Annotated in this window: 18 protein-coding genes; 12 read left to right on the top strand and 6 right to left on the bottom strand. The window is 69.4% G+C overall.

Annotated features, from left to right (window positions below; translation table 11 throughout):
• The gene (locus tag ACTG4X_RS29250; protein ID WP_440534438.1) at positions 1-1803 is read left to right on the top strand and encodes an ATP-binding response regulator; all 1803 of its coding nucleotides are present in this window, start codon (positions 1-3) and stop codon (positions 1801-1803) included.
• Between the two features lie 131 nt (positions 1804-1934).
• Here the strand turns inward: ACTG4X_RS29250 and ftsY are convergent, their stop codons facing one another.
• On the bottom strand, positions 1935-3158 hold the full coding sequence (gene ftsY, locus ACTG4X_RS29245) for a signal recognition particle-docking protein FtsY (protein WP_097198074.1): 1224 nt from the start codon (positions 3156-3158) through the stop codon (positions 1935-1937).
• Positions 3159-3235: 77 nt separating this feature from the next.
• Between ftsY and ACTG4X_RS29240 the strand changes: the two genes are divergently transcribed.
• Positions 3236-4627 (top strand): M16 family metallopeptidase, encoded by a 1392-nt coding sequence (locus tag ACTG4X_RS29240; protein WP_440534437.1) that lies wholly within the window; start codon positions 3236-3238, stop codon positions 4625-4627.
• A 17-nt stretch (positions 4628-4644) separates the two neighbouring features.
• Complete coding sequence (locus tag ACTG4X_RS29235) at positions 4645-6021, top strand: M16 family metallopeptidase (RefSeq protein WP_440532584.1); 1377 nt, start codon at positions 4645-4647, stop codon at positions 6019-6021.
• A 7-nt stretch (positions 6022-6028) separates the two neighbouring features.
• Here the strand turns inward: ACTG4X_RS29235 and ACTG4X_RS29230 are convergent, their stop codons facing one another.
• Entirely contained in the window at positions 6029-6946 is a 918-nt protein-coding gene (locus tag ACTG4X_RS29230; RefSeq protein ID WP_440532583.1) for a LysR family transcriptional regulator ArgP, read from the bottom strand.
• Positions 6947-7021: 75 nt separating this feature from the next.
• Here ACTG4X_RS29230 and ACTG4X_RS29225 point away from each other — a divergent pair, with 75 nt between their 5' ends.
• Genes ACTG4X_RS29225 through pcp form a run of 7 tightly spaced genes read left to right on the top strand, consistent with a single transcriptional unit; the run spans position 7022 to position 12031 of the window.
• Positions 7022-7657 carry a LysE/ArgO family amino acid transporter gene (locus ACTG4X_RS29225; RefSeq protein ID WP_440532582.1) on the top strand — a complete coding sequence of 212 codons (636 nt, stop codon included), beginning with the start codon at positions 7022-7024 and terminating at the stop codon, positions 7655-7657.
• A 43-nt stretch (positions 7658-7700) separates the two neighbouring features.
• Positions 7701-8351: an RsmD family RNA methyltransferase gene (locus ACTG4X_RS29220; RefSeq protein ID WP_440532581.1), complete on the top strand. Its 651-nt coding sequence runs from the start codon at positions 7701-7703 to the stop codon at positions 8349-8351.
• A gap of 43 nt (positions 8352-8394) precedes the next feature.
• Entirely contained in the window at positions 8395-8898 is a 504-nt protein-coding gene (gene coaD, locus ACTG4X_RS29215; protein WP_081269908.1) for a pantetheine-phosphate adenylyltransferase, read from the top strand.
• A gap of 6 nt (positions 8899-8904) precedes the next feature.
• Positions 8905-9567: a 5-oxoprolinase subunit PxpB gene (pxpB, locus tag ACTG4X_RS29210; protein WP_093079491.1), complete on the top strand. Its 663-nt coding sequence runs from the start codon at positions 8905-8907 to the stop codon at positions 9565-9567.
• Positions 9564-10562, top strand: a complete 999-nt coding sequence (locus ACTG4X_RS29205) for a biotin-dependent carboxyltransferase family protein (protein WP_440532580.1) — start codon at positions 9564-9566, stop codon at positions 10560-10562. Before pxpB ends, ACTG4X_RS29205 begins: the two co-directional genes overlap by 4 nt.
• Before the next feature lie 34 nt (positions 10563-10596).
• On the top strand, positions 10597-11337 hold the full coding sequence (gene pxpA, locus ACTG4X_RS29200; protein WP_093059908.1) for a 5-oxoprolinase subunit PxpA: 741 nt from the start codon (positions 10597-10599) through the stop codon (positions 11335-11337).
• 31 nt (positions 11338-11368) lie between these two features.
• The gene (pcp, locus tag ACTG4X_RS29195; protein ID WP_440532579.1) at positions 11369-12031 is read left to right on the top strand and encodes a pyroglutamyl-peptidase I; all 663 of its coding nucleotides are present in this window, start codon (positions 11369-11371) and stop codon (positions 12029-12031) included.
• 18 nt (positions 12032-12049) lie between these two features.
• Here pcp and ACTG4X_RS29190 read toward each other — a convergent pair whose 3' ends face one another.
• Positions 12050-12763 (bottom strand): alpha/beta fold hydrolase, encoded by a 714-nt coding sequence (locus ACTG4X_RS29190; protein WP_440532578.1) that lies wholly within the window; start codon positions 12761-12763, stop codon positions 12050-12052.
• A 125-nt stretch (positions 12764-12888) separates the two neighbouring features.
• Here ACTG4X_RS29190 and ACTG4X_RS29185 point away from each other — a divergent pair, with 125 nt between their 5' ends.
• On the top strand, positions 12889-13470 hold the full coding sequence (locus ACTG4X_RS29185; RefSeq protein WP_093177570.1) for a Yip1 family protein: 582 nt from the start codon (positions 12889-12891) through the stop codon (positions 13468-13470).
• Positions 13471-13546: 76 nt separating this feature from the next.
• The gene (locus ACTG4X_RS29180) at positions 13547-14245 is read left to right on the top strand and encodes a histidine phosphatase family protein (RefSeq protein ID WP_093059900.1); all 699 of its coding nucleotides are present in this window, start codon (positions 13547-13549) and stop codon (positions 14243-14245) included.
• A gap of 16 nt (positions 14246-14261) precedes the next feature.
• Here ACTG4X_RS29180 and ACTG4X_RS29175 read toward each other — a convergent pair whose 3' ends face one another.
• The 3 genes from ACTG4X_RS29175 to ACTG4X_RS29165 all read right to left on the bottom strand — a co-directional run bounded on the left by ACTG4X_RS29175 (position 14262) and on the right by ACTG4X_RS29165 (position 17792).
• Positions 14262-15857 (bottom strand): N-acyl-D-amino-acid deacylase family protein, encoded by a 1596-nt coding sequence (locus tag ACTG4X_RS29175; RefSeq protein WP_440532577.1) that lies wholly within the window; start codon positions 15855-15857, stop codon positions 14262-14264.
• 138 nt (positions 15858-15995) lie between these two features.
• Positions 15996-17354 (bottom strand): tetratricopeptide repeat protein, encoded by a 1359-nt coding sequence (locus ACTG4X_RS29170; RefSeq protein WP_440532576.1) that lies wholly within the window; start codon positions 17352-17354, stop codon positions 15996-15998.
• A gap of 39 nt (positions 17355-17393) precedes the next feature.
• Positions 17394-17792, bottom strand: coding sequence for a tautomerase family protein (locus ACTG4X_RS29165; RefSeq protein ID WP_093059894.1), 399 nt, complete (start codon positions 17790-17792; stop codon positions 17394-17396).
• Positions 17793-17820 lie beyond the last annotated feature (28 nt).

Here is a 17820-nt window from a genome sequence, read left to right as displayed (position 1 = left end):
GTGCAGCCCGACGCGTCGAACGACCCCTCCGCCGACCACGCACTCGGCCAGCGGGTGCTGCGGGAGCACGTTGCCTCGGTCTACAGCACCTACGGCGTCTCGACACTGACGCACATGGCCTTCGTGGTGGTGTTCGGCAGCATCATCTATTCGCAGCTGAAGGACCCGAGCCTGCTGTTCTGGCTGGCCGGGCTGCTGATGGCCGACATCTACGTGTTCTTCACGCCGCGCTGGAATCCGTCCCGGCCCGTGCGTGAAAGCGCGTACTGGGCGCGCAAGATTTCTCGCATGGTCACATTGGTGAGCATGGTCACGGCGGTGGTGCCGTGGCTCATCGTGCCGCACGACAACCTGCCGATGACCTCGCTGCTGATGGCCGTGATCGTCGGCAGCTGCGCGCGGGCGGCGCAGTCGCTCTGGCCGCTGAAGCCGGCGCTCTTCGGCTACACGATGCCGATGTCGCTGGGCATGATCACCGCGCTGGCGTGGCAGGGCGACGGGCTGCACCTGTTCCTGGCGGCAGCCGGCGCGGCCTACCTGCTGTTGACGCTGCACGCGGGCGTCGGCCAGCACAAGCTGCTGACAGCGTCGCTCATGCTGCGCTTCGAGAACGAGGCGCTCGCCGCGCGGCTCGGCGAGCAGATTGCCGCCACCGAGCGCGCGAGCGAAGAAAAAACCCGCTTCCTGGGCACCGCCAGCCACGACCTGCGCCAGCCGCTGCATGCCATCGCGCTGTTCGGCGCCGCGCTGGAGAATGAACTGCGCGACCGCCCCGAGGGCCGCAACGCCGAGCGCCTGATGCGCGCGGTGAACGCGCTGGGCGCCTCGCTCGACACCATGCTCGACGTGTCGCGCCTCGACGCTGGCGTGATCACACCCGCGCCGCAGCCGGTGCAGCTCGACGCGCTGTTCCTGCCCCTCAACCACACCTTCGCGGCGCGCGCCGAGCAGAAGCAACTGCAGCTGCGCGTGCGCGCCAGCGGCCTGTGGGTGCACAGCGACCCGCAGCTGCTGCACCGCATGCTGTCCAACCTGATCGACAACGCCCTCAAGTACACGGCCCGCGGCGGCGTGACGGTGATGGCGCGCGAGCGCGGCGACTCGGTGTGGATCGAGGTGCGCGACAGCGGCATCGGCATTGCGCCGGAGCAGTCGGGCCGGATCTTCGAGGAGTTCTATCAGATCAACAATCCGGGCCGCGACCGCTCGCGGGGGCTCGGCATCGGGCTGTCGATCGTGCAGCGGCTATCGCGGCTGCTTGGGCATCCGGTGCAGATGCATTCGCGGCTGGGGCGGGGTACGCACTTTCGCGTGGTGGTGCCGGCCGTCAGCGCGGCGGCGCGCGAGCTGGTCGGGGTGCTGGCATCTGCCGCCACGGCCAAGGAGGCGGCCGAGCAGCGTCGCGGTCCGGCGCCAGTGTTGCCCGGGCGCGTGCTGCTGCTCGACGATGAACTGGAAATCCGCGAAGCCATGATGGGCCTGCTGCGCTCCCACGCAATCGACGCCCATGCGGTGGCGGACGAGGCCGGCGCTGCCGCTGCCCTGCGGCAGGCGAGCGGCGAGGGCCGCCCCTTCGATCTGTTGCTGTGCGACTACCGGCTGGCCGACGGCGCCGACGGGCTCGATGCGGGCCTGCGGCTCAGCCAGGGCCAGGGCGTGACGACGCCGCTGCTGCTCATCACCGGCGAGACCTCGCCCGACCGGCTGCAGCGGGTTCGCGAGTCGCAGGTGCCGGTGCTGTTCAAGCCGGTCGTGGCCGATTCGCTGCTGCAGGCGATGGCCGAAGTTGCCGTTGCCAGATAAGCCCATGACTTTCGGCACTGGCGAGCATTCGCTGCGCGCACTACCTTCGCTGCATTGCGTTCCCGCAAGAGAAGGAAAAGGGGAGAGGGAGAAAAAGCGAAGCGGTCCCGGCGCAAGCCGGGGCCGTTTTTTTATCCGAGCAGCGCCTGCGCGAATTCGCGGGCGTTGAAGGTTTCGAGGTCTTCGAGCTTCTCGCCCACGCCGATGAAATAGACCGGAATCGGCCGTTCGCGCGCAATGGCGCACAGCACGCCGCCCTTGGCCGTGCCATCGAGCTTGGTCACGATCAGGCCGGTGAGGCCCAGCGTCTCGTCGAAGGCCTTGACCTGCGCGAGCGCGTTCTGGCCGGTGTTGCCGTCGATCACCAGCAGCACCTCGTGCGGCGCCGTGGCGTCGGCCTTGGTGACGACGCGCTTGATCTTCTTCAGCTCGTCCATCAGGTGCAGCTGCGTCGGCAGGCGGCCGGCCGTGTCGACCAGCACCACGTCCTTGCCGCGCGCCTTGCCGGCGTTCACCGCGTCGAAGCTCACGGCCGACGGATCGCCGCCCTCGTTGCTCACGATCTCGACCGTGTTGCGGTCGGCCCAGACCAGCAGCTGCTCGCGTGCCGCGGCGCGGAAGGTGTCGGCCGCGGCCAGCAGCACCGAGGCGCCTTCGGTGGCCAGGTGCTTGGTGAGCTTGCCGATGGAGGTGGTCTTGCCCGCGCCGTTGACGCCGGCCACCATGATGACGGTGGGCGTGAACTGGCCGATCACCAGCGGCTTCTCGAGCGGCTTGAGCAGGTCGGCCACGGCCTCGGCCAGCAAAACCTTGACCTGCGCGGCGTCGGTGGCCATCTGGCGCTTGACGCGGCCGCGAAGGTCGTCGAGCAGGTATTCGGTCGCCTTGACGCCGGTGTCGGCCATCAGCAGGGCGGATTCGAGTTCTTCGTAAAGCGCGTCGTCGATCTGCGCGTTGACGAACACGGCCTGGATGCCGGTGCCGGTCTTGCGCAGGCCGGTCTTGAGCTTGTCGAACCAGCCCTTGCGCTCGGTGGCGACGGCGATTTCGGCGGCGGGTGCAGGAACCGGCGCGGGAGCTGGGGTCGGAACAGGCGGTGGAACGAATGCGGGGGCTGGCGCGGGTGCCGCTACTGGAGTTGCGACGGGCGCTGGCGCCGGGGAGGGCGCTGGTGCTGGCGGCGCAGCAGGAGCCGGCGTTTCTTCGGCCGCCGGCTTCGAGCCGAACCAGCTCGAAGGCGAGAACACAGAGCGCGCCGGCGCGGCTTCGGGGGCAGGCGCCGGTGCGGCCGGCGGGGTGGGCGCCGGCGTATCGGGGGTTTCGGCAGGCGGTTTTTTCTTGAAGAAACTGAACATCAGGAGCTTTTTACAATCCGACCCATTCTATGAAACACCTCCCGCCACGCCGTGCTGCGTCTGGTGCGGTGCTGGCGATGGCGCTTCTGGCGCCATGGGCCATGCCTGCGCAGGCCCAGACTACCCAACCTTCCGCCGCCGCAGCCGCGGCGCCCGGCCCCCAGCAATTCACGCTTGCCAACGGCATGACGCTCATCGTCCAGCCCGACCGGCGCTCGCCCACGGCGGTGCAGATGGTCTGGGTCCGCGTCGGCTCCATCGACGAAGTCGACGGCACCTCCGGTGTGGCACATGCGCTCGAACACATGATGTTCAAGGGCACCAAGGACATCAAGCCCGGCGAGTTCTCGCGCCGCGTAGCGGCCCTTGGCGGCCAGGAAAACGCCTTCACCACCCGTGACTACACCGGCTACTACCAGCAGATTCCGGTCGGCAGCCTCGAACAGGTGATGAAGCTTGAATCGGACCGCTTCGCCAACAACCAGTGGCCTGACGACGAGTTCAAGCGCGAGATCGAGGTGGTCAAGGAAGAACGCCGCCTGCGCACCGAAGACCAGCCGCGCGCGCTGCTCGGCGAACAGCAGAACGCCGCCGTCTTCACCGCCTCGCCCTACCACCGCCCTGTGGTCGGCTGGATGAGCGACCTCGACGCGATGACGCCCGAGGACGCACGCGCTTTCTTCAAGCGCTGGTACGTGCCCGCCAACGCCGTGCTCGTGGTGGCCGGCGACGTCGACGTGGCCCAGGTGCGCGCCATGGCCGAGAAGTACTACGGCCGCATCCCGTCGAGTGCCGTGCCTGCGCGCAAGCCGCGCACCGAGCCGGCGCAGCGCGGCATCCGCCGCATCGAACTGAAGGCGCCGGCCGAGCAGGCGTATGTGTCGCTGGCCTTCCGCGTGCCGCAGCTCGCCAGCATCGACGACGCGAACAGCGACGCCTGGGCGCTGGTGGTGCTGTCCGCCGTGCTCGACGGCTATGCCGGCGCGCGGCTCGACCGCGCACTCACCCAGGGGCCCGATCGCGTCGCCGATTCGGCCGGTGCCTATTCGGGCTTCATGGGCCGCGGCCCGCAGCTCTTCGTGCTCGACGGCGTACCAGCCGCCGGCAAGAGCGCCGAGGTGGTCGAGGCCGCGCTGCGCGCCCAACTGGCGCGCGTCGCCAAAGACGGTGTGGGCGAAGCCGAACTGGCCCGCGTCAAGACCCAGTGGGTGGCGAGCGAGACCTACAAGCGCGACTCGGTGATGGCGCAGGCGCGCGAGCTCGGCAGCAACTGGATCCAGGGCCTGCCGCTCGACGCCAGCGAGCGCATCGTCGCCCGGCTGCAATCCGTCACGGCCGCCCAGGTGCAGGCCGTGGCCGCCAAGTACTTCGGTGACGACCAGCTCACGGTCGCCACGCTGCGCCCCCTGCCGCCCGAAGCGAAGCCCCGTGGCCGTGGCTTCGCGGCGCCCGCAGGCGAAATGCGCTGAAAGACAGGTCCCGTTCCATGAAAACTCTCAAGAAGATCGCCCAGTGCGCCCTGCTCGCGGGCGTCACCGCCATCGTGGGCATCACCAGCGCGCAGGCTGCGCTGCCCATCCAGCAGTGGACGCTGGCCAACGGCGCAAAAATCTACCTCGTGTCGACCAACGCGCTGCCGATCGTCGACGTGCAGATCGACTTCGACGCCGGCAGCCGCCGCGACCCCGCACCGCAGGCCGGCCTGGCCAGCACCACCGCGACCATGGTCGAGAAGGGCGTACGCGCCGGCAAGGGTGGCGAGCCGGCGCTCGACCAGAACGCCCTGGGCGAAGCCTGGGCCGATCTGGGCGCCAGTTTCGACGTGAGCGCCGGCACCGATCGCACCAGCTATTCGCTGCGCACCCTGTCCGATCCGGCGTTGCTGAACAAGGCGGTGGCGCTGGCATCGCGCGAGATCGGCGAGCCGGCCTTCCCCGACGACGTGTGGCTGCGCGAGCGCGAACGCATCAACGCGGCCATCAAGGAGGCCAACACCAAGCCCGCGACCGTTGCGGGCCGCGCCTTCGCGCAAGCCGTGTACGGCGTGCACCCCTACGGCCAGGAGGTGACAGAAGAAACGCTCGCGCGCATCGACACCGCCGCCATGCGCCAGCGCTACCAGCAGCTGATCGTGCCGTGCCGCGCCAAGCTCAGCATCGTGGGCGCCGTGACGCGCGCCGAGGCCGAGACGATCGCGACCACGCTGCTGTCGCGCCTGCCCGGCCCCGAGGCTTGCACGCCGCTGCCTGCCGTTGCACCAGTGGCCGCGCTCACCGCGCCGAAGGACGAGCGCATTTCCTTCGACTCGGCGCAGGCCCACGTCTTCATCGGCCAGCCCGGCTATCCGCGCAAGGACCCGGACCACTTCGCGCTCACGCTCGGCAACTACGTGCTCGGCGGCGGCGGGTTCGTCTCGCGCCTGATGAACGAGGTGCGCGAGAAGCGCGGCCTGACCTACAGCATCTACAGTGGCTTCGCGCCGGGGCTCGAGGCGGGCGCCTTTCGCGTCGGCTTCCAGACCCGGCCCGACCAGGCCGAAGAGGCGGTGAAGATGTCGCGCGAAGTGCTCGCAAAGTTCGTGGCTGAAGGCCCGACCGCCAGCGAACTGAAGGCCGCGAAGGACAACCTGATCGGCGGCTTTCCTCTGCTGCTGGACAGCAACCGCAAGCTGATCGGCAACGTTGCCAACATCGCCTGGCACGACCTGCCGCTGGATTACCTCGACACCTGGACCGCGCGCATGAACGCGGTTACGGCGGCCGACGTCAAGGCGGCCTTCCAGCGCAAGCTGCAGCCCGAGCGCATGGTGACGGTGGTGGTGGGCGGCAAGGAAGCCAGGACGACCGCCAAGGCGCAGCCCTGAGCGGCGGTCACACCACCAGGGCGTGCGGGCCGCTGCTGGCGGCAGCCCGCACCGCCGCCCCAAGCCGTTCGAGCAGCCGCGGCGCCGCCCGCGCCTGCTGCCAGTAGAGCGGCACCGGCAGCGTCGAGCCGGGCACCAGCTCCACCAGCCTGCCGTCTTTGATTGCACCGGCCACCATGCTGGCCGGGTGCATGCCCCAGCCCATGCCCGCGCACGCCGCCTCGACGAATGCGTTGGGCGAGGGAATCCAGTGCCGCGGCGTCTCGACATTGCGGTGGCAGATGCGCCGCACCCAGCGCGTCTGCAGCCGGTCCTTGCGGTCGAACACCAGGCTCGGGGCGTCCGCCAGCGTGCGGGCGCCCAAGCCCTTGGAGAAATGTTCGCGCACGAACGCGGGGCTCGCGGCCGCCACGTAGTGCATCGTGCCCAGCGCCTCGCTGTTGCACCCCGCCACCGGTTGCGCCAGCGCGGTGACCGCCGCAAACACCGCGCCGCTGCGCAGCCGTTCGGCCGTATGGTCCTGGTCGTCCACCGTGAGGTCGAGCAGCGCGGCCTGTTCCTGCGTGGCGAAGGCTGCGGCGGCGGCCACGAACCAGGTTGCGAGGCTGTCTGCGTTGACGGCCACCCGCACCGTGACGCGCTCGCCACCCGCTTCGTCGCCGCCCATGCCGAGGGCAGGCAGGGCCTCGCGCAGTTCGTGCTCCAGCATGCCCACGCGCTCGACGTGCCGGCACAGTTGCAGCCCAGCCTCCGTTGCGACGCAGGGCTGGCCGCGCACCAGCAGCGCGCCGCCGGTGCGCTCTTCGAGCTGCCTGATGCGCTGCGACACCGCAGAGGGCGTGACGTGCAGCGCGCGGGCGGCGCGTTCGAAGCTGCCCTCGCGTACGACGGCGGCAAGGGCGTTCAGCGCGGCGTAGTCGAGCATGGTGATGAAGTAAAACTGAATCGGATTAAGAAAGTTTAGTTTGAGTTAATCCTGGGCGGGCGGCATCCTCGAAGCATGCAAGCCGTACACGTCACCACTGCCTTCGCCAACGGGCTCTTCATGAGCCTGGTCCTCATCGTCGCCATCGGCGCGCAGAACGCCTATGTGCTGCGCCAGGGATTGCGCCGGGAACACGTGGGTGCGGTGGTACTGTTCTGCGCAGCCAGCGACGCGGTGCTGATCGGCGCCGGTGTCGCCGGCATGGCGCAGGCGCTGCAGGGGCGGCCGATGCTGGCCACCGTGCTCGCGGGGCTCGGTGCGGTCTTTCTCTGCGGCTACGGGCTCAAGGCGCTGTGGCGCTCGCGGCAGCCCGCCGCGCTGCAGACCACAGCGCAGGGCGTTTCACTGTCGCGCGTGGCCGTGGTGGCGCAGGCGGCCGGCTTCACTCTGCTGAATCCGCACGTCTACCTCGACACGGTGCTGCTCGTGGGCAGCGCGGGCGCGCAGTACGCGGGGCTGCTCAAAGTCTGGTTCGTGGCGGGCGCCGCCACGGCGAGCGCGCTGTGGTTCACCTCGCTGGGCTTCGGCGCGCGGCTGCTCGCACCGGTGTTCGCGCGGCCGCGGGCCTGGCAGATGCTCGATGCGCTCATTGGCGGCACCATGCTTCTGCTGGCCGCCATGCTGGCACAGCGAGCGCTTGCAGGGCTCTGAAGGTCCTATGAGGGTGCGCATGCGGCGGCGTTAAGCTCGCCGCATGCCCCAGAAAGCCGCCCCCGCCTCCCGTCCCGCCGCACCCAAGCCCAAGCGCCCGTCGAAGCCCAGCGAGGTGCGCATCATCGGCGGCGAATGGAAGCGCACCCGCCTCGCCGTGGCCGACAAACCCGGCCTGCGCCCCACACCCGACCGCGTACGCGAAACCCTGTTCAACTGGCTCGCCAGCCTGGCCGGCGCCGGTGGCGGTGAACTGCCGGGATGGCAGTGCGTCGATGCCTTCGCGGGCACCGGAGCGCTCGGCTTCGAGGCCGCCTCGCGCGGCGCGGCGAACGTGCTGCTGTGCGAGCAGGACGCAGCGCTGGTCGCGCAACTCCAGGCCGCCAAGACCAAGCTGAGCGCCGAGGCTGTGCGCATCGAGCGCGGCAACGGCGTCACAGCCCTCGAACGCGCGTCCGCCGGCAGCCTCGATGCCGTGTTCCTCGACCCGCCCTTCGACAGCACAGCCCTCTACGAACCGGCCCTGCGCGCCGCCGCGCGCGCGCTGCGTGCCGGCGGCTCGGTGTACCTCGAAGCGCCGCGCCGTTGGAGCGACGAAGAACTGGCCGCCTTCGGCCTTGTCGGTTTCCGTTACCTGAAGGCCGGCGCCGTGCACGCCCATCTGTTGCGGCTGGCTGCCGAGGGGACTGCATAATCCGCCGAACAAGCCGCACCGGCAGCATGAGGAAGAAGCAACCATGGCCAGCAACGTCATCGCGGTTTACCCCGGCACATTCGACCCCATCACCCTCGGCCACGAGGACGTGGTGCGCCGTGCCACCCAGCTCTTCTCCAAGGTGATCGTCGCCGTCGCGGCGGGCCACCACAAGAAGGCGCTGTTCACGCTGTCAGAGCGCATGGACATGGCTCGCGAGGCCGTCAAGCCCTACAGCGACCAGGTCACCGTCGAGAGCTTCTCGGGCCTGCTGCGCGACTTCGTCGTCGCGCGTGGCGGCAAGGCCATGGTGCGCGGCCTGCGCGCCGTGACCGACTTCGACTACGAGTTCCAGCTCGCGGGCATGAACCGCTCGCTGATGCCCGATGTCGAGACCGTGTTCCTGACCCCCAGCGACAAGTACCAGTTCATCTCCAGCACTTTCGTGCGCGAGATCGCCATGCTCGGCGGCGAGGTCCACAAGTTCGTCTCTCCCAACGTGGAGCAGCAGCTGGCGGCCAAAGTCCGCAGCCTCGGCCGTGAATAAGCCGCGATGAGCGGCACCCCGCCGCCCCGACTGCATCTTCTGGGCGATGCAGCGCTGCTCTGCGAGTTGCCCGCGCCGGCCACGCTGGCGCAGCAGCAGCGCATCTGGGCCCTTGCGGAGCGCGCCCGGCAATGGCCCGGCGTCGGCGAAACGCTGCCGGGCATGAACAACCTCACGCTCACTTTCGATCCGACCGCGATCGACCTCGACGCGCTCACTGCGTACGTTCTCGAGGCATGGCCGAAGCTGCCGACTGGTGGCGTGGCGGGCCGGCTGGTCGAGATTCCGGTGGCCTACGGCGGCGAGCACGGGCCGGACCTGGCCGATGTCGCCGCCCACACCGGCCTCACGCCTGCCGAGGTGGTGCGGCGCCACAGCGCCGGTGAATACATCGTCTACCTGCTGGGCTTCCTGCCGGGCTTCGCCTTCATGGGCGGCCTGCCGCCCGAACTCGCCACGCCCCGCCGCGCCGAGCCGCGCACAGCGGTGCCCGCGCGCTCGGTCGGCATCGGAGGCGAGCAGACCGGCATCTACCCGCTGGTGTCGCCGGGCGGCTGGCAGCTGATCGGCCGCACCTCGCTCGAGCTGTTCGACCCTACGGCCGAATCGCCGACGCTCTTGCGTCCCGGTGACCGCGTGCGCTTCGTCGCAGAGAGCGTGCAGACATGATCGTCATCCGCAAACCCGGCGTGCTCGCGTCGGTGCAGGACCTGGGCCGGCACGGCCATCGGCAGCTCGGCATCTGCCCGGGCGGTGCGCTCGACGTGCTGGCGCTCACGCTGGCCAACCGGCTCGTGGGCAACGCCGATGGCGCGGCGGGCCTCGAACTCACGATGGGCGGCTGCGAGCTGCAGTTCGAAGCCGACACGCGCATCGCCCTCACCGGCGACGACTTCAGCGCCAGCCTCGACGGCGTGCCGCTGTGGCCCTGCTGGAGCGTGCCGGTCGCGGCCGGCCAGACGCTCAGGCTCGCGGGCGCCAATGCACCTGGCGTGAAGAAGGTCGGCCTGCGCAGCTGGCTGGCGGTGGCGGGCGGCATTGACGTGCCGCAGATCCTCGGTTCGCGCAGCACCGACCTCAAGGCCGGCTTCGGTGGGCATGAAGGCCGTGCGCTGCGCAAGGGCGACCGGCTGCCGACGGGTACTTCGCCGCTGAACGCAGCGCAGCGCGAACGCCGAGCCTTCGGCCTGCGCGGTCCCGATTGGGGCCCCAACGAAGACGACGGCGCCATCGCCCTGCGCGTGCTGCCCGGCCCCGAGTTCGAACTGTTCACGCTGGCCGCGCGCGAGCAACTGTGGGGCGAGCGCTGGCGCATCACGCCGCAGAGCAACCGCATGGGCAGCCGGCTCGCGGGCGCCGAGCTCAAGCGCAAGCGCGGCGGCGACATGCTCTCGTCGGGCGTGATCCCCGGCACGATCCAGGTGCCGCCCTCGGGTCAGCCGATCATCCTGATGGGCGACGCGCAGACCACCGGCGGCTATCCGCGCATCGGCGTGGTCATTCGCGCCGATCTCTGGAAGCTTGCGCAGGCGCCGCTCAACGGCAGGCTGCGCCTCGTGCAGGTCGACCAGCCGCAGGCGCTGGCCGCATGGGCCGACCAGCAGCGCTACCTGTCGCAGGTGGCGCAAGGGCTGGCTGCTGCAGGCTGGCCGAGCCCGGCATAGACTCCGCGAAACTCGCGCAAAAGGAAGCCCCACCATGCAAATCGACCTCAATGCCGACCTCGGCGAAGGCGCCGGCAGCGACGAAGCCCTGCTCGCACTCGTCAGCTCCGCCAACATCGCCTGCGGCTGGCACGCGGGTGACGCGAAGACCATGCAGCAGTGCGTGCGCTGGGCGATACAGAACGGCGTGGCCATCGGCGCGCATCCCAGCTTTCCGGACCGCGAGAACTTCGGCCGCAGCACCATGCACCTGCCGCCCGACGAGATCGTGGCCAACGTGCTCTACCAGGTGGGTGCGCTGGCGGCCATCGTGAAGGCCGAGGGCGGCAAGCTCTCGCACGTGAAGGCGCATGGCCAGCTCTACAACCAGGCCGTGAAGGAGCCCGAGCTGGCGGACGCGCTGTGCGAGGCGGTGCGCCGCTTCGACCCTTCGCTCAAGTTCTTCGGCCTTGCGGGCAGCAACATGATCGACGCGGCCCGTCGCGCCGGCCTTGCGCCGGTCGAAGAGGTGTTCGCCGACCGCGGCTACATGCCCGATGGCAGCCTCGTGCCGCGCAGTCAGCCCGGCGCGCTGATCGAGAGCGAAGAGCAGTCGATCGCGCAGACGCTCTCGCTGGTGCGCGACCACCGCGTGACCGCCATCGACGGCAGCGTCGTGCCCGTCAACGCGCAGACCGTGTGCCTGCATGGCGACGGCGCCCACGCGCTGGCCTTTGCGCGCCGCATCCGAGAGCGGCTGCAGCAGGAAGGCATTGCCGTCCAGGCCATGGCCTGACGGACAACCTGAACACGCAACGGGCCGTGCCGTGGCAGCAAAGCCCATCAACGTCCTGCTGACCGGATTCGATCCTTTCGAGCTGGAGACGGTCAATCCCTCGTGGGACGCCGTTCGCGCACTCGACGGCTGGAAGGTCGGCCGCGCGACGGTGCATGCACGCCAGGTGCCCTGTGTCTTCGGCGATGCCATCGACGTGCTCGTCCGCGCGATGGACGAGATTCAGCCGCAGCTGGTGCTGTGCATCGGCCAGGCCGGTGGGCGTGCGGAGTTCACGCCGGAGCGCATCGCCATCAACATCGACGATGCCCGCACGGCCGACAACAAGGGCCGTGAGCCCATCGACGTGCCCGTGATGCCAGGGGCTCCCGCCGCGTATTTCTCGACGCTGCCGATCAAGGCCATGGTGCGTGACCTGCGCGCGGCCGGCGTGCCGGCCTCGGTGTCGAACAGCGCGGGCACCTTCGTCTGCAACCACATCTTCTACGGCCTGATGCACCGCATCGCGACGCATCCGGTGCCGGGGCAACGCGGCGGCTTCATCCATATTCCCTACCTGCCGGAGCAGGCAGCGCGCTTTCCGGGTGCGCCGAGCATGTCGCTTGAAACGATGGTCAAGGCCTTGCGTATCGCCGTGACGACCGCGCTCGAGGTGAAGCGCGACGTTGCCGAAACCGGCGGCCAGCTGCACTGAGGTGGCCGGCCAGCGCGTTCAGGCGGCAGCCGGGAAGTGCTTCGCCAGCCAGCCGTTGAGCGCGGCGTTGACGAGCTCGGGCTTTTCCATCGTCAGCATGTGGCCGCATTCGGGCACCCACACGACTTGCGCCTGCGGCAGCAGCGCCGCCATTTCGCTCGTGCACTCGGGCGGCGCGAGCCGGTCTTCGTCGCCGCACACCAGCAGCACCGGTGCGCGCAGCGACGCGAGGTGCAGCCGCGCATCGGGCCGCCGCATCACCGCGCGGTTCTGGCGGATGAGCTGCTCTGCGCCCGCGCCCAGCACGATGTCGAGATAGCGCTGGACCATCACCGGGTCGGCCGCCTGCGTGGGGTGAAAGGCGAAGTAGACGTTCGGCTCGATCACGTCGCGCACTTCGCCTCGCTCGAAGTATTCGATGGCGCCCTCGCGCAGCGTGAACATGTCGGGCGTCTCGGGCCGTGCGCTGGTGCCGAGCAGCGCGAGCCCGGCAATGCGCCCGGGCGCCTGGCGGGCCGCCTCCATGGCGACCATGCCGCCCATCGAGGCGCCGCACAGAATCAGCGACCCCTCGTTGTCGCGCAGCACGGCTGCGGCCATGCCCTCGATGGTGTCGTTGTGCCGCTGGACGTCGCTCACGCGGGCACCGAAGGCGGGGGGAAGGGCGGGCAATTGGGCTTCCCAGATGCGCTCGTCGCAGGCGAGGCCGGGTAGCAGGATGAGATTGGGCATGGAGACGGATTTTGCGCGAATGCGGCAACCAGCGTCGCGGCATGGCGCATGGCATAGGCTTCCTGGCCAGCAGTCATCCGGGAGCGACCTCGGCATACTTTTGAGACCCATGCCGAGGACTCTCAATGAACCTGGTTGAACGCGTGCAGTCCATCCTGCTCAAGCCCAAGGCCACCTGGCCCGAGATCGACTCGGAGCAGGCTGATGCTGCCTCGCTCTACAAGAACTACGTGATGATCCTCGCGCTGATCCCGGCGGTGGCGAGCTTCATCGGCCTGTCGCTGATCGGCATCGGCGCCTTCGGTGTGAGCTTTCGCGTGCCGATCGTCTCGGGGCTCGCGAACATGGTCGTGGGCTACGTGCTGTCGCTGGTGATGGTGTTCGTGCTCGCACTCATCATCGACGCAATGGCGCCGACCTTCGAGGGCACCAGGAGCCAGATCGGCGCGCTCAAGCTGTCGGCCTATGCCAGCACCGCAGCCTTTGTAGGCGGCATCTTCAGCCTGCTGCCTTCGCTGTCGGTCCTTGGTGCGCTGGCGGCGCTGTACGGTGTGTACCTGCTCTACACCGGCCTGCCGGTGCTCATGAAGTGCCCGCCCGACAAGGCCATTGCGTACACCGCGGTTGTGGTGGTCTGCGCCATCGTCGGCGGCTTCATCATCGCGTGGGTGCTGGCGCTGCTCACGCCGTCGCCGGTACGGCTCTAGGCTCGGTGGCGATCGAGCAACAGCTTGCGGGCCACAAAAGCCCGAGCGTCACGCGCACGGTGGAAAATGGGCGTCAATGCCAACGCCCAAGCCCGACACCACCACCGACCTGATCCTCATCCGCCACGGCGAAACCGCCTGGAACCGCGAATTGCGCTTTCAGGGGCACGCCGATGTTCCGCTCAACGACATCGGCCATGAGCAGGCCCGCCGCCTCGGCCTGCGGCTGGCCGGCGAGACAGTCGTGCAGCACATTCTCAGCAGCGACCTCATGCGGGCGCAGCAGACCGCAGCGCCCGCGGCGTCGCAGCTGTCGCTGCCGGTGGTCACTTCTGCGGGGCTGCGCGAGCAGTTCTTCGGCGTGGTCGAGGGCATGCGCTCCGACGAAATCCAGAGCCTGCATCCGCGCGCCTGGGAAGAGTGGCTGGAGTTTCGCGAAGACCACGCCATGCCCGAAGGCGAGACGGCGCGCGAATTCCACACGCGCATCATCGCGGCGCTGGGCAGCATCGCCGCCGCGCACAAGGGGCAGCACCTGATCGTCGTCACCCACGGCGGCGTGCTCGACATGGTGTGGCGCACTGCCAGGGGCCTGAGCCTGAGCGGGCCGCGCCAGAGCGACATTCCCAACGCGGGCTTCAACCGCATCCGCATCGCCGACGCGGCCCGGCCCGACGACATCGAGATCGTCGAGTGGGCCGACACGCGGCACCTGGCCGACCTGCCGCCGCAGCCGACCTACGACCAGACGCGGCACCTGAAGAACAAGGATTGAGGAAGGGCCCTCGACCTCAGCCGCAGCTGCCCGCCTTGGGCTTGCGCAGCAGCGGCTGGCCGGCGCCAACGCCTGTGGGCTTGCCGCCGTCGACGGCGAGCTGCCCGTTCACCAGCACCGTGCTCACGCCTTCCGACAGCAGCGTCGGCTGCGTGTAGGTGGCTTTCGCCGCATAGCGCGCCGGATCGAACACCACCACGTCGGCGTAGTAGCCCGGGCGCAGGTGCCCGCGCTGCTTCAGCCCCAGCGTGTCGGCCGTGAGCGACGAGCTGCTGCGGATGAACTGCGCCAGCGAGATCGTGTGCTCCTTCACCACGTACTGGTCGTACTTGCGCGCGAAGGTGCCGTAGGCGCGCGGATGGCCCAGCGACGAGTCGGACGAGGTCATGACCCACGGCCGCTTCATGAAGGCGCGCACGTCGTCGTCGCTCTGGTTGAACGAGGCGATCATCAGGTCGCCGTCGCGCAGCACCGCGATGGCGGCTTCCACCGGATCGGCGTTCGATGCCTTGGCCACGTCGGCCAGCGTCTTGCCCACGTACTTCGTGCTGCCCGCCGAGAACAGGATGGCCTCGGGGCCGCCGCGCAGCCGCAGGTTCTCGCGCATGTCCTTGCGCAGGCGCTCCTGCTGCGAGGCATCGTCGAAGCGCTGCAGCGTCGCCGCACGGCCACCCTCGTTGGCCCAGGGCGGCAGCAGCGCGGCCGAGAAGCGCGTGCTCGACGCGGTCCACGGATAGTGGTCGGCCGTGATGTCCAGCCCGCCCGCGCGTTCCTTCTCGATGCGCTTGATGATGTCGCCGCTCTGGCCCTGCACGTCCACGCCCAGCGCCTTGATGTGCGCCACGTGCACCGGCAGCTTCGCCTCGTGGCCGATGCGGATCGCCTCGTCGATGGAGCCCTTGAGGCCGATGTTGTACATGGACTCGTCGCGGATGTGGCTGTCGTACAGGCCGCCGTGCCGCGCCGCCACCTTCGCGAGCTCGATGACCTCCTCGGTTTTCGAGAAGTTCTGCGGCGTGTAGAAGAGCCCGGTCGAAAGGCCAAGCGCGCCTTCGCACATGCCCTGGCTCACGCGCTTCTTCATCGCCTCGAGCTGCTCGGGCGTCGGTGCCCGGTTGGCTTCGCCCAACTCGCTCATGCGCACCGGGCCGAAGCCCACGTACATGGCCACGTTGGTGCCCACCGGCGCGGCACGCAGCTTCTGCGCCTGCGCCGCGATGTCGAAGCCGCCGAAGCCGTCGTTGCCGATTACCGCGGTGGTCACGCCCTGCGTGATGAACGGGATGTTCAGCCGCTTCTTCGGATCGTTCGAGTGCAGGTCGGCATCCGCATGCGTGTGGGCGTCGATGAAGCCCGGTGCCACCACCATGCCCGTGGCGTCGATGACGCGCCTTGCCGTGAACTGCGCTGGCGCCGCCTTGCCCGCGAACACGATGCGGTCGCCCGCGATGCCGACATCGCCCACCACCGGCGTGTCGGAGTCGCCCGTGTAGACGGTGCCGCCGCGCAGCAGCAGGTCGAGCGCGACGGGCGTTCCGTCGGCGGCATGCAGGGGGGGTGCGAAGGGTGCGAGGGCCGAGAGAACGGCCAGCGTGACGAGAGACTTGCGCATGGGCGATGGGGCCTTGAAGGCTTCTTGTCGATAGGGAGCGGCCAGTTTAGGAGCCGCCTCCGGGTCATCGCCAATTCCTTTTGCACCATGCCCCATGACCTGAAGGCATGGGCTGCCGGGCGGTGCTCGCAGATGCGCTCAGGCGTGCGTCGCAAGCTGCCCGAGGCCGAGGCGCTCGTACACCACCGCCGTCTGCCGGCGCAGGCGCAGCGACTCGGGCTGGCCATTGAGCTGTTGCTGGAGGATGCCCTGGGCAGCGGACAGCGAAGCCTCCGTACCGCTGCGCACCAGCGCATCGAGATACACCTGCTCGAACAGGTCGCGCTGCGCGTGGCTGCCGCCGATCTCGATCATGCGCGGCAGGGCAGTGCCGAGCCCTTCGATGGCTGCTGCGAGATCGCTGCGCGCATGCGCCACCAGTCCGTGCGCGGCCGGCACGCACACGCGCTGCCATGCCGCGCGCGTCGACGCCGGCGCGTTCGGCGCGAAGGCCACTATGTTGCACAGCAGAACCTCCGCCTCGGGGCGCCCGGCGCGCGCCAGGCCGTAGAGGTACTGCAGGTCGAGAAAGGGCAGCACGTGGTCGGCCTGGCGCTGCCGAAGGTAGCCGGCCACGTCCTCCCAGCGCCTGCCCACGTCGATGCCCGCGAGCTCCAGCCGTGCGAGCAGCGAGACGGCGCCGATCTGGTCCTGCGAGTAGTCCTTCACCACGCCCCAGGCATGCTCGTCGTACACCGCGAGCGCTTCGGCATCGCGACCCAGGTCGATGAGGAACAGCGCCATGTGCCACCAGTTGTGCGTGACCATGAACGAGTTGAGGCCGGTCCAGGTGTCGCTCACGCTCTGCATGAACGCCAGCCCTTCGGCGAGCCGGCCCTCGGTGAGCATCACGTGCGCCAGCGCATGGTGCGCCCACGGCTCCTTGCGGCACATGGCGATGGCGCGGCGTGCGCTCGCCTCGGCCTCGCGCATCAGGTGGCACTGCTCGTAGCCGAAGGCCGCCATGCCGTGCACGTAGGGCACGTCGGCCGCATGCGGCAGCACCGCGAGTGCCAGCCGCAGCATGCCCGGGCAGTCGCCGGTGTTGAAGCAGTGGTACTGGCCGAGCTTGACCGACACCAGGTCGCGCGGATGTTCGCGGGCCTGCTCGGCATGCAGTGCGATCGCGCGGGCGATGTCGCCCTCGGCCCAGGCCTCGACGGCCGCGATGTAGCGCTGCTCGCGCGGCGTCGCGCGAGCGGCGCCGGCGCGGGCCTTGTCGAGAAAAGGACGGGCGTTGGCCACGGCCTCGCGCGATTCGGCGAACAGGTGCAGCGTCGCGCAGTACGCCTGCACGATGGGGCTCGCATCGGTGCCGGCCACGGCGATCAGGTTGACGGCGCGAGCCTCTGTCGAGATGAACCCCATGACGAAGTCGTCGACCAGCGGCAGGCTGGCGGGGTCGTCGAGGGTGAGCGGGTTGCCGAGGCTGTCGGCGAGCGGTTTTCCGGAGGGCATGGCGGCATGGTGCCATGCCCCCGGAGATGCTTCAACGACTCAGACACCGGCCTGCTGGTGGCGGTACTCCTGCGTCTTGCCGCCGTAGCCGTAGGCCGCGCCGCGCGCGTCGATCACGTGGATGTACGACACCTCGTGCAGGTCCGGCCGGATCTTCGCCATGGCCGCGTGCACCTCGCGCAGGTAGCGCGCCTTCTCGGCCTTGGTGTTGGTCTCGTCGGTGATGCTGATGTCGAGATGGAACGCCGACTTGCCGAGCGAGGCCAGTGTCTGGCCGCCGATGAACCAGGCGTCGGCGGCGATGTACTGCACAGTGATGGCGATCACCGGCAATTGCTTGCCGAGCACGCTCTGGGTGAGCTCGGCGACCGTGTCGACGGTCTTGCGGGTGAGGGCGGCGTCGGGTTGGCCGGAGAGGTGGACGACGATGTGGGGCATGGTGGACTCCTGGGTGAATGAGTGGTCG

This window comes from Variovorax sp. YR566 (genome assembly GCF_051992195.1).
Taxonomy (GTDB): Bacteria; Pseudomonadota; Gammaproteobacteria; order Burkholderiales; family Burkholderiaceae_C; genus Variovorax.
This window is presented reverse-complemented; position numbering and strand designations above follow the sequence as displayed.

What these genes read in the sequence shown, in the direction of transcription:
- ftsY (WP_097198074.1), bottom strand. Translation starts at nt 3,158, where the DNA reads ATGTTCAGTTTCTTCAAGAAAAAACCGCCTGCCGAAACCCCCGATACG.
- ACTG4X_RS29240 (WP_440534437.1), top strand. Translation starts at nt 3,236, where the DNA reads ATGGCGCTTCTGGCGCCATGGGCCATGCCTGCGCAGGCCCAGACTACC.
- ACTG4X_RS29235 (WP_440532584.1), top strand. Translation starts at nt 4,645, where the DNA reads ATGAAAACTCTCAAGAAGATCGCCCAGTGCGCCCTGCTCGCGGGCGTC.
- ACTG4X_RS29230 (WP_440532583.1), bottom strand. Translation starts at nt 6,946, where the DNA reads ATGCTCGACTACGCCGCGCTGAACGCCCTTGCCGCCGTCGTACGCGAG.
- ACTG4X_RS29225 (WP_440532582.1), top strand. Translation starts at nt 7,022, where the DNA reads ATGCAAGCCGTACACGTCACCACTGCCTTCGCCAACGGGCTCTTCATG.
- ACTG4X_RS29220 (WP_440532581.1), top strand. Translation starts at nt 7,701, where the DNA reads ATGCCCCAGAAAGCCGCCCCCGCCTCCCGTCCCGCCGCACCCAAGCCC.
- coaD (WP_081269908.1), top strand. Translation starts at nt 8,395, where the DNA reads ATGGCCAGCAACGTCATCGCGGTTTACCCCGGCACATTCGACCCCATC.
- pxpB (WP_093079491.1), top strand. Translation starts at nt 8,905, where the DNA reads ATGAGCGGCACCCCGCCGCCCCGACTGCATCTTCTGGGCGATGCAGCG.
- ACTG4X_RS29205 (WP_440532580.1), top strand. Translation starts at nt 9,564, where the DNA reads ATGATCGTCATCCGCAAACCCGGCGTGCTCGCGTCGGTGCAGGACCTG.
- pxpA (WP_093059908.1), top strand. Translation starts at nt 10,597, where the DNA reads ATGCAAATCGACCTCAATGCCGACCTCGGCGAAGGCGCCGGCAGCGAC.
- ACTG4X_RS29190 (WP_440532578.1), bottom strand. Translation starts at nt 12,763, where the DNA reads ATGCCCAATCTCATCCTGCTACCCGGCCTCGCCTGCGACGAGCGCATC.
- ACTG4X_RS29185 (WP_093177570.1), top strand. Translation starts at nt 12,889, where the DNA reads ATGAACCTGGTTGAACGCGTGCAGTCCATCCTGCTCAAGCCCAAGGCC.
- ACTG4X_RS29180 (WP_093059900.1), top strand. Translation starts at nt 13,547, where the DNA reads ATGCCAACGCCCAAGCCCGACACCACCACCGACCTGATCCTCATCCGC.
- ACTG4X_RS29175 (WP_440532577.1), bottom strand. Translation starts at nt 15,857, where the DNA reads ATGCGCAAGTCTCTCGTCACGCTGGCCGTTCTCTCGGCCCTCGCACCC.
- ACTG4X_RS29170 (WP_440532576.1), bottom strand. Translation starts at nt 17,354, where the DNA reads ATGCCCTCCGGAAAACCGCTCGCCGACAGCCTCGGCAACCCGCTCACC.
- ACTG4X_RS29165 (WP_093059894.1), bottom strand. Translation starts at nt 17,792, where the DNA reads ATGCCCCACATCGTCGTCCACCTCTCCGGCCAACCCGACGCCGCCCTC.